The following is an 11,237-nucleotide window of genomic DNA, read 5'->3' on the forward strand; positions in this document are numbered from 1 at the left end:
TTACAAGCTAACACCAAAAATGTCGCATCAACACAAATTTGCTTCATTTTGTGAGCAATAAATTATTTAGTTTTACTAAAAAATCATTGTTGCATCCAAGATTCTAATTTATCTCCAGTTTGAGACGGATTTCATTAAACTGTAAAAAAACAGCCATCAATTACTCACTTAAGCGCAGCCAGATTGTCATCTTCCCTCTTTAGCATAAGCACAAAGCATAAAATGCGAGGTTGCTATGCTCACGATAAGCCCTTTTAAATTACCGAAAAAAACGCCGTTTGGACTAGGTGAACACTTCACTGAGTGGGCTACAGGCCTAACTCGTTTAGATAAGTTTTATGCACAACGCCCACCCCATTGTGATACCGCAACATTTTTGCGTTTTACGTTAGAGGTATTGGGTATTGACTACCAAGTGGTGAAAGGATCATTAGCTCAAGTTCCCACTCAAGGCGCGACAGTCGTTGTTGCAAATCACCCACTTGGTTGTGTGGAAGGCGTTATTCTGGCTGAGATGCTGCTTTCAATTCGCTCTGACGTGCAGATATTGGCCAATCACTATTTAAAAACCGTACCAGAGTTAGATTCGCTGTTTATTGGTGTAGATGTTTTTGAAGGCAAAGCAGCGCAAAAAGCGAATATGCAAGCCTTGAGAGCCGCCAATAAACACCTTGCTCAAGGTGGGCTACTATTGATGTTTCCAGCAGGTGAAGTGTCACAACTGGTTGATAGTAAAACTCAGAGACTGGAAGACAAACAGTGGAGCCGTTCAGTCAGCCGACTGATACAAAAGCATCAAGCAACGGCATTACCTGTGTTCATCAACGGGCAAAATTCGAAACGCTTTTACATGGCAGGAAAAATCCACCCGCTACTAAGAACGTTAATGTTGGGCCGTGAACTGCTCAATAAAAAGCATCAACGTATCGAAATCGCCATTGGCGATGCGATCAATCATAAAGAAATCCAACATCTGTGTGATGAGACGCTGGTCAGCTATTTAAGGCTCAACACCTACCTTTTAAGTCACATCAGCCCAACCAAGCGCAATAAAACCAATGATGAGCCGTTACAACCCATTGCGCAGCGGCTCCCCCTAAGCGCTTTGTTACACGATATTGAGCAGCTTTCTTTTTCTGATCATCTATTAAGGCATAACGAATTCGATGTGTATTGTACCAGCGCAGAAAACATCCCCTCGTTACTGCACGAAATAGGACGAGTGCGAGAGCACAATTTCAGGCTGGTAGGTGAAGGCACTGGCACCGCGCTCGATATCGATCAATACGATCGCAACTACCTGCATCTATTCATTTGGGATCGCGCAGCGCAGAAATTGGTCGGAGCTTATCGTTTAGGATTAGTTGATCGCATTGTGCCCAGAAGTGGTATTGCAGGTTTGTACTCACGAACGCTGTTTCAGTATGACCAACGTTTTCTCAATACCATAGGTAATGCAATTGAAATGGGGCGTTCAGTCGTCGACATCGAGTATCAAAAAAGTATGGCTCCGCTATTGCTGCTTTGGAAGGGAATCGCAACCTATGTGCACCGAAACCCGCACTATACGCACCTATTTGGCCCCGTAAGTATCAGCAATGATTACAGTGAAAGTGCGCGCCGTTTATTAGCCGACACAATGACGCAGCACTACTACAATAACCAACACGCCCATTTGGTAGAGGCAAGTAACCCACTCCCCAAGCAACAAGCTCCTTGGAATGCCAGTTTGCTGAGTGCATTGGCTGATTTACAGCTGCTTTCAAAAGTGATTGCCCGGTTGGATGAAGGGAAAAGCGTACCGGTGCTACTGCGTCAATACCTCGGTTTAAATGGCAAGTTAGTCAGTTTTAACGTAGACCCTGATTTTAATGATTCGTTAGATGGCTTGATTGTGGTCGATTTACGCAACGTTCCGGTGCGCAGCTTAAGCCGCTACATGGGCACTAAGGAAGCATACGAATACTTCACCCATCATACGCTTTAACTCTGTTGTTCGGGTTGTTTATACCTCCTCTTTTTAAGGGGAGATATCCCTATAACACACTCCCCCAACATAGCACTCCTTTTGAAGAAAACAGAGCTGAGTTTCGCATGTTGGATAGCACTATCAGGGGCGCTTTCAAATTAAAAATGGCTTACTCCCAACGCTCACAAAACTGATTTCCTCCCCCTAAAAGGGGGAGGAACAAAAGCGTTATGAGCATCTACTTTAAAAGCATTAAGTGGCAGAAGCGGGTTTGTGCCGAGTCGCTTGTTTACATCACCTCGGCCAAGTGTTTGAGCAAAGAAAAACGATCAAACTTTATCGTCTTCCGACAATATGTGTAGGAGAGGAATAAAGTATCATACTAAAACCCCTCTTAATCCCCAGAACACAAGGGGCCAAATCTTAGGATAAAAAATAAAGTATCATACTAAATTCACTACCTCATCTATCAATCTCAAAATTCAATGTAATAAAGTTTCATACTAGAAACCATACATCTAAATCAATGTATTCCATAACCTACAGACTTGCTGGAATTAGCCTAGAATCGAGGTGATTTTATCTACAATAGATGTCATAATTCACTGTATAAAAATCCATGTAAGTAGCAAAGATGACACATCAAAAGCCTGAACAAAATAACTTTAAAGAACTAGATGTATCTAACTTAGATGCCATAACATGGTTAAAAACCATTGAATCAAATTCTGTGGATCTTGTAATCACAGACCCTCCATATGAATCTCTCGAGAAGCATAGAAAGATTGGAACTACAACTCGCCTTAAGAACAGTAAATCTTCGAGCAATCAATGGTTTGAAATTTTTCCAAATAAAAGATTTGAAGAACTTATCTCTGAAATATATCGCATAATGAAAAAAAACAGCCATTTTTATTTGTTCTGTGATCAAGAAACTATGTTTGTTATAAAACCTATTGCCGAAAGCCAGGGGTTTAAATTTTGGAAGCCTATAGTGTGGGACAAAGTATCAATTGGTATGGGATATCATTATAGAGCAAGATATGAATTCATTCTTTTTTTTGAGAAAGGGAAACGTAAACTAAATAATTTATCTATTCCAGATATCCTTGTAGAGAAAAGAGTCTGGAAAGGATATCCGACAGAGAAACCAGTAAACTTGGCTAAGATTTTAATAGAGCAGAGTTCAAACGAACATGACGTAGTAATTGATCCATTTTGTGGTTCAGGATTTGTTGGTCAAGCCTCTGAACTACTAAATCGCAACTTCAAAGGCAACGATTTAAATATTGAAGCAGTACAATTAACAAAGGCTAGAATAAACGGTATTAGGCAAACTCTTTGAATTTCCGAACCCAAGATTTCAAGGTCTGAGCTCTGCGACGACTTGTGTTATCACTTAAACCGTTGCAGTTTTCGATCAGAAACTCTGTAGCGGAATCCTCTTGAATATCAAGCATAGAGTTAACACCCTGTTTGAGCATCCATATGTGTCCACAATCAGATTCTTCAAATTGCCGCTGAATTATCTTCACCCATTCTTCATTATTTTCTGATACAGCAACTTTCATCCCTAACGGAGTTAACGACGAATAATCATGAACCAAGGACAGTAATTTACATGCATCTCTATAATAACTTACCTGTCTCGGATCAACCCCTAACTCCTTCGCGGTAACTACGCGACTCCTATCAACAATGCTTAGATACAATTTAATTCTATCCAAATTATCTGCTTGAGGTACCATTGTGCTATCCAGATAGGAACCTAGTTTATCATTGATATCTGGAAGAAGTTGTTCAACATAATTAGACTCTAGACCCAATATTGTTTGAGTAGAATCTTCGTCTATTAACTGAATTTCAATATCGTTAGAGCCAATCAAATCGAAGAGTTTCCGAACTATCCTTAAATCAATTTCTTGAGCTTCTAAACTAGACAAAAAATCCTCATGAGACGACACCTTAGAAAGCAGTGCGTAGCCTTTAGTTCTAAAGTCATTTTCATCTTTTGTTGTTGTTTTAACTCGATAGACAAAAGAACCTTCAACTGCATCTCTTGGATAGAAAGAAACTGATATCTCATGTTTTTTTAGATAATGGCGGCAAAACTCTCCAAAAACTTCAGAAACTTGGTTCAAGGTTTCGGAAATGATGTCTTTATGCGATTTTTTGGCAATTCTAATACGATGAGAGTGTTTTCTCTTACCATCGTAATTGATATTTTCCCTAATAAAAACATTATCTTGAGGCATTTTATATGGGAGTTTTTTGGCTATTACAAAATCTTCAGATACAATCCCAGTATCTAAATCAATCTTTATCAAAAGAACTTTTGCTGATGCCGACGGCTTGAGCATATGAACGATTGGTATATCTTTTTGTTCAAGTCGGTTAACTTTTTCTTGAGAAGCAGGCACGACAATCCAACGATCATGCTGTTCGTCACAGCCTAAGCTGTAGCAAAAAAATAACTGATCGTATTCATTTAATGCTGTAAAAATCAGGGGCTCATCATAATAGCTATATACATTATGATAATATAACGAACCACATCTACTGCTTGTTAAAAACAGCAAATCATCTTTAGCACTCATACCACTTTAAAACCTTTAGGATATACCCCTTCGTAAAACCACATTGAGACATGGTGACCTCTTGACTCACCTTTACCATGCTCAGGCTTAACCAGACCAGTAGCTATTAGCTGCCCTGAAAATCTTTCAGGGTTGCCATCTACCAAGTCCTTAATACTATCGTGGGTATCGAAAAACGATGTCCCATAGAAGCCAGGCTTTTTCTTGATAGCAGGTTTTTTTGCCAAATGACGCTGCTTAGGATCTTTATAACTAGCTAAAAAGTCATCAGCGTCTGGAGTATCTTTATACACTAATCTATATAAATTAGCATCTATCTCGACAGCACCGTTGGGCGGTACGAGAATGTCTGCTGGATAGTCCTGAGGCCACTTTCTATCATCCATAATATCTAGTCATACTGCATATTGAAGTTTGAGCATAGTTTAAACAACACAAGTTGCATACTCAATCGATTTGACATAGATATTGTTTTAATAATGAGTTACTTCAAATAACTACTAAAATTCCAATGAGATGGTGTTGATTTACTGTTGATCCAACCACCCCATAAACCATCCGGCCCATTTATCAATATCCGCAGGGTCTACACAGCCTTTGTGTTTACATGGAGGATGTGAGATTCCCTTGAAGTTACCATCTCCACAAATTAGAGAAATATAATCACGCGGCCAAGCAAGCGACTTCTTGAGCAGTCGAACTTCTAACTCAGCGATTTGCTCAAGCAACGCTACGTTATCTTTTAACTTTAATACCATGGTCGATATCGAATTCTTCGCATCAGAGGTATCAACCTCAACAAAATGATACACCTGCCCATGATAAGTAACTTTGATGACAGCCATACATCTCGGATTAGCATCATCCGCCATCATGTGTTTGGTACAGCGTGCCAATTTAGGCAATTTTCTTAGCGGATAGCGGTACGTTTGACATCCGTGATTAGTTTCCAAACGATCAATAACCTGAGAGAAAATCTCAAATTTACTTGCATACAGATGAGCATCATCACTTTCGTCACTCAAAACGTCATAATCAGCACCGGCAATTGTGCCTGTAACATTATCACCATTCGGAGATAACTTATTGGGAAGTTGTTCATTAGGTTCACTATCATCGGGCTTACCGCTATTAGTCTTCCGAGTTTTATTAGTTACTCGATTAGTCTTGAATGGCTTACGAAATGACAAGCCAACTGATTCTGTATCTAAAACAACACGTTTTTTATCAGGGTCAGCCTCTTCCTCATCATCAAGTTCGTGCTCTTCCGGACGCTTAGGGCTACCTGAATTAGCTCCGCCACCTTGACCTGTTACCTGCCTTTTGAAATCAGGGTGATAGAAATCTAGTTCATCGGGCATACTCGATGGCAAGTCTTCCACCCTTCTAATTTCCCAGACAAAAAAGCTGTCACTGTTCCAATCGTGCCACCCTGACACTTCTAGTTTTGTTCTATTTAAGCAAGGGGGTGTAAAAGAGAAATCCCAAAATTTATACTGCCCACTGGATGTGTGCTCTCTCATCATTGTCTGGTGAATACTTTCAAATGAAGTTCGAGCCTCAGAATCCATCAATATCCAACTTAAGAATCGTCGTGAACGTTCATCATTAAAAGCGGCAATCGGATAGCTAGAACTTGGCATCACATCAATCTGCCAATGCCCGTTTATATTGGTGATATTGAAGTCTGATGACAGCTTTCCGTGTTCCAAACAGATTCTGGACATATAGTTATCATGCAGAAAAAGAACACGTGCTAATTCAAGCTGAGGCAGGAAAACAGTTGGGCCATCGGGCACATCAAATTCAAAGCACCACTGTTCAGAATTGTGCCCATTCCCCATTGAATGAAAAGCCGGGCAGTCCCTTAAACGCTTTCTGCCCCACTGCTGAGCATCCCTAATGGTAAAAGTTAACTGTCTTCCTTTTAACTGATTAGACTGATTGGCACTTAATGATTTGTAGCGTCGAATCAATGGAACACCAGCGATGGGTATTGATGGGCGATCAAACTTTTTTGAAAAGCTAAGGTTAATTCCCCAAAACACGTTACTATTTTTCTTAAACAGAGAACCTACGCCCAACACTAACGCATCTTCTGGGATGTGCTTAAATCTGTAATCGCCCATATACCTTCCGTTATTCCTGTTAAAAAACATCGAGCCAGTGGAGTTAAGCGCTCTTCACTCAACCCAGAGCCTCGTAGCAAACGCCACCGTTCAGTTTGAATATTTTGTAAATAGAGTGAGATGTACTGATTTTCCAATCGCCGAATTTGGTATTGAGCGACCGATTCCGAATACTTGGCAAGAAACTGCTTAGTTAAAGGTAAGTGCCGAAATTTCCTCTCTGGCATTGCACCTAGCTTTAGTTTTGACAGCAAAAAAGTACTCGTCATACGGGGACAAAAATCATCTTGCTCACACTCCCGTTGCAACTGAAATAATCGACGAACGAGCGTACGATCTCGCTTAGGCCAATCGACTCGCCTATCTTCATATATGACCGGATGCTCATAGCGTCGGTTAATTTTCATCAGCCATTCGTAATCATGCCGGTACAACCACATGTACAAACCTTGCGATCCATGTAGTCGAGCGTGTTTACACCCGCACTCTTTCAACAGCTTCAGCCATTGAGTTCTTTTGTCTCTATTAATCTGCTTCGGCAAAACCACTGGATGGACATTTCTTTGCTTTTGCGGGTAACGCTTTACGTTAGTCAAAATGTCAGATGGTGAAATATCTCGGTCTAGTAAACTCGACTGAATGATCAGGTGCTGCATAAAACTGAAGGATTTTCGGTGCTTTCGTAAAATAGTTCTGGACCAGCAAGTATCTCGCTTCATCAGTGTGAGTTGGTTATCCGCCAACCAATCTCTACTCCAGTACGAATGGATACGCTCCCGAACTTCATCATGTTTTACATTGGAACCTCTGTTACAACCGGCTAGCACAACCAAATCATGGTAATAGCAACTCCATTGATAAAAAGTGGGCGATTTTTGTGGTTCCACTTGCAGAAGTTGTTCGACAACATGGCTGATGCGTAAAGCTTCCCTTTTATGATGCCGTATTGGTCTGTCATCCACTGTTGTGTCTGCCGCATAAAATTCATGGCGATGTTCGTAATGTGGCTGAATAGAAAATTCACACAAAGGGGTTGAGTGCTTTGAACACCACGTAGCCCCAGACACTTGCCAGCCACGCATCCAATACCGCTCACCATATTGATCTAATTGCTCTTCAAAACACTGAGGACAATATCTGAGTAGCTTCGGTTGCTTGACAATTGAAGCGGCAATTCCGAAAACCAAGTGTATTAGCCCTTTGGATTGATTTGCCATCCAGCACATGCTGGCCAGTCTTTTTCTTTCTTCAATAAAAGGGGCATAAATAGGGAAAAGCGTGTGTTGGTATATCAGTGAAGACGTCGTAATATTTAAAGCCAATGGATATTGCCCGGAAATTTGAGCCAGATGACTCGGTAGGTCAACCGTAGCGATAACCTTCCGGTCTCCATAAACCTCATCCAATAGCTGCTTAGGCGATATAGCTCCGCTATGAACCCCAGCCCTGGCAACCAAGCTGTAAATCAACTCATTTGGATACGGAACGGGGAAACCGAGCATTTAACTGACCTTTTTCAAATCCAAGATAAATTTATTGGCCTTGAGCGCACTATACATATCTTCTTTCTTGGTCAGTTGTGAATACACAAATCGCAAATCGCCAGTTTCAAGGCTAGACCAGTCGGCGCGTTTAACTACGGTCGCTTTTGGTGCTTTCGGTTGCTGATCGACAAACTGCTTACTTTCGTCATACCAATCAAGTACGACCGGCATCATTTCGCGCATCGTCAGTTTGGGCTGTTCACGGAAAATTTTTTCAACTAACGGAATGAGAATTTCAGACTGGCAATCGGTTTGTACGAGTAGCTTGTATAGCCGCATCGCTTGTTCGTTATTACTGAAAGGTAATTCCGGCTCATCTGGGATCTGATTGATTTTTTGGTGAAGGCTAAGCAGTCGCTTGTCGATATCCTCTACTCGGAGATCGGAGTATTTGGCGATCAAGGTTGGGTTACCCCGGCGAATAGCATTCAGCATAGGGTGTACCGGTTTAAGTTCATCGTCGTAAACAGAGCGTAAAACGTTAACCGTGATACGCTCCAGTTTAGACGCTATGGCTCGTAGCTGAGCCAGGACAAACAACTTAACCACGATATCCAAAACACCTTGAGATAGCTCATACCAACAATCTCTGATTTCATCCGTCAGTACTTCATCACGCCGATTTAGCCACTGGTATTTCCAAAGCTTATTCGTAAAAGCAACCCATTCACTTTTGGCATTCGGATTTTCCGGATACTGCGGCATGGGTTGCCAATAAACAGAACCAATGCCGGTGGTTCGCCTTGCTGACTGTAATTCGACTTCAAACAAAGGGCGAGCTTTCGGCGTACCAACCAATATCACCGGAATACCGACGGTGTTAACCAGTTCGACGAAAAACTCCAACATTTGCTCTCGTCCAACCGCCTTGCGAACTTTCAAGCGTTGAATTTCATCAATAACCAGGACACCAATTGCACGTTCATTCGCAACCTGACTCATGAGAGCCAGTAACGTTGGCACCCCGTGACGTTTGCGGCCATGCGTATTTTCATAATTAGTACCTAGCCGCTTATCCACCTCACGGAAAAAATTCAGGCACAAACTTTGTTGCGATCCATTATTCGGGCACTCGATTTTCAGATAACTGAGTTGAAAAAAGTTATGTTGTTCGTGATAAATAACCTGAGGGTAGGTAGCAAGAATGCGCTCAAGGGTTGAACTTTTACCACTACCGGAACATCCGATAAGAGACAGACAGAGCGCTGTCGTTGACACATTTCGGAATTTATAACTCTGTAGATCACCACTCATTACTCTCTGGTAACCATTTTGCAGGTGCTTATTAAGTGATCCATCCAATAGGTTTCGACCAACGTAACCACGCCGCATCATGATTGAGATACGTTCTTCCAGTAATACATGCTGAGATAAAGGCTGAAAGAAATCATGAAGCAACGCAGCAACCATGTGCGCCCGCTGTCTTGGTTTGTCTTGCAGGTTATTTAACGAGAAAGTAACTTTGCCTTCCAATCCTTCTTTTAACTGCTTAATTTCCATGATGGGCGGCAACGCCTCGATAAACGGATTCCCGTTGTAGGAGGGATTGCCGGTATCCTGATAAATGGCAGTGACATATTCACTTGGCAAACTCATTCGCTATCATCCTCATCATCGAATAACTCATCGACATAACTCGGGTAGTCATAATCTTCCTCTGGAACACCACGTAAAGGAATGATATCTGCCGTGTCTTTTACATCTGTTCGTATTTTCGGTTTTCTGCTGTCTCGTTCATTTTGTAGCTCAGCCTTTCGGTTCGACCGAATATCACCGATGCGTTCAGTATTCGGGATACTTGAGGTATCCGGACTTAATTTCTCTGCTTGTCTGATTTTATCAATCACTCGCTGCTCATGCTTTCGTTTGTGCTTATCAGCCCTGACTTTACTTTCAGCATGAGTGAATTTTTTCTGCTCTTGTCGCTGCCACACTTCCCAGAAAGTGCAATTAACAAACTCCCTGGATCGCCCGGAAAGTTTGCAAACCCAATGCTCGGCACTGTTTCGATTAGGAAACAGATAAATTTCATCGGCAAGGTCAGGATCATATGCCACCAAAACTTTTTGCGGGCGAGTCACTTCTTGGGCTCGATGCATCCAACCTTCGACAATCGCCTCTTGGCAGGTGTAGTAGATACCAAAAATGCATATCCCCAAATCAGAGACCGTTGCATCTGCTCTGGGAAGTAAACTTAATCTTACTGCTTCTTCAGGAGCTGAACGCAAACGGCCAGTTCGGTGTTGAATCCCCCAGTTCCAAAGTTCTAATGGCACAGAAGGCAAATCAACCGGCATATCGGCAGATCTGTCGTAGGTCTTCATCACATGGTACAGATTGTGATAAAGAATTGAGGACAGGATAATCTCTTTAAAATCAGAAATAGATAACTTGGCATCAAGACGATAATCCTTACCACCCCGTTTTTTAACGGTGGTACCCGTCACTACACCAGGAGCAAATGGAGTAAAGTCAGCTTGCAGCGTCTTGAAATTGCGCTCAACAATACCCTTGGCGTCGCCTCGAAACGGAGGTGTATTTTCAATTCGCACCGAGAAGCTTTTTTCGAGATTTTCTATCTGATAGCCAAGCAATTCACCTCGGTCTGCCAAAATAGCATCTGGAAATCCGATAGCAGGCCAATCTTGAGATTCGATCTCTATCCTATATTGACGACATAGCTCAACTTTATCGGTCATGGCAACTTGTAAAGCCTGCATAGCGGCTACATAAGAGGGATTTTCAAAACCGATGTAACATCCAACTATCAGGCGGCTGAATACGTCGATCACGATATAAACAACCGGTCGTCCAACAATCCAGCCTCGGTTCACATCGGAAACCACGTAAATATCGGCGATGGTCGCGTCAATTTCAAAACGGGAGCCCGGCCCCAAAGCGTGCATAGTCGCCGTTCCGGTCAAAGGTCGAATATCTTTATTATAGGAATTTTGACTTGCCCGGCTTTTGATTTTTTCTACCTGGGTATATTCACGCT

General features: G+C 42.0%; 8 protein-coding genes. 2 read left to right on the forward strand and 6 right to left on the reverse strand.

Features of this window, described 5'->3' with window-relative positions:
* Positions 1–235 precede the first annotated feature (235 nt).
* Both B9J87_RS03535 and B9J87_RS03540 read left to right on the forward strand, forming a co-directional pair.
* A complete protein-coding gene (locus tag B9J87_RS03535; protein WP_094149360.1) occupies positions 236–1,987 on the forward strand; it encodes a lysophospholipid acyltransferase family protein in 1,752 nt (583 codons plus the stop codon).
* Positions 1,988–2,603: 616 nt separating this feature from the next.
* Complete coding sequence (locus B9J87_RS03540) at positions 2,604–3,314, forward strand: DNA-methyltransferase (RefSeq protein ID WP_094149361.1); 711 nt, start codon at positions 2,604–2,606, stop codon at positions 3,312–3,314.
* Here the strand turns inward: B9J87_RS03540 and B9J87_RS03545 are convergent.
* The 6 genes from B9J87_RS03545 to B9J87_RS03570 all read right to left on the reverse strand — a co-directional run.
* Positions 3,298–4,566 (reverse strand): DUF6575 domain-containing protein, encoded by a 1,269-nt coding sequence (locus B9J87_RS03545; RefSeq protein WP_094149362.1) that lies wholly within the window; start codon positions 4,564–4,566, stop codon positions 3,298–3,300. The two genes, B9J87_RS03540 and B9J87_RS03545, sit on opposite strands and share 17 nt — an antisense overlap.
* Positions 4,563–4,952, reverse strand: a complete 390-nt coding sequence (locus tag B9J87_RS03550; RefSeq protein WP_253910846.1) for a hypothetical protein — start codon at positions 4,950–4,952, stop codon at positions 4,563–4,565. Before B9J87_RS03550 ends, B9J87_RS03545 begins: the two co-directional genes overlap by 4 nt.
* A 141-nt stretch (positions 4,953–5,093) precedes the next feature.
* Positions 5,094–6,695 carry a Tn7-like element transposition protein TnsE gene (locus B9J87_RS03555; protein ID WP_094149363.1) on the reverse strand — a complete coding sequence of 534 codons (1,602 nt, stop codon included), beginning with the start codon at positions 6,693–6,695 and terminating at the stop codon, positions 5,094–5,096.
* Entirely contained in the window at positions 6,653–8,197 is a 1,545-nt protein-coding gene (locus tag B9J87_RS03560; protein WP_094149364.1) for a TnsD family Tn7-like transposition protein, read from the reverse strand. Before B9J87_RS03560 ends, B9J87_RS03555 begins: the two co-directional genes overlap by 43 nt.
* Positions 8,198–9,835 (reverse strand): AAA family ATPase, encoded by a 1,638-nt coding sequence (locus B9J87_RS03565; RefSeq protein WP_094149365.1) that lies wholly within the window; start codon positions 9,833–9,835, stop codon positions 8,198–8,200. It abuts the gene before it with no gap.
* Positions 9,832–11,237 (reverse strand): Mu transposase C-terminal domain-containing protein (locus tag B9J87_RS03570; protein WP_094149366.1); only part of this gene is annotated, 1,406 nt, incomplete at its 5' end. The genes B9J87_RS03565 and B9J87_RS03570, both read right to left, overlap by 4 nt.

It is taken from the genome of Vibrio sp. V19_P1S1T109 (assembly GCF_002241375.1).
Lineage (GTDB): Bacteria > Pseudomonadota > Gammaproteobacteria > Enterobacterales > Vibrionaceae > Vibrio > Vibrio anguillarum.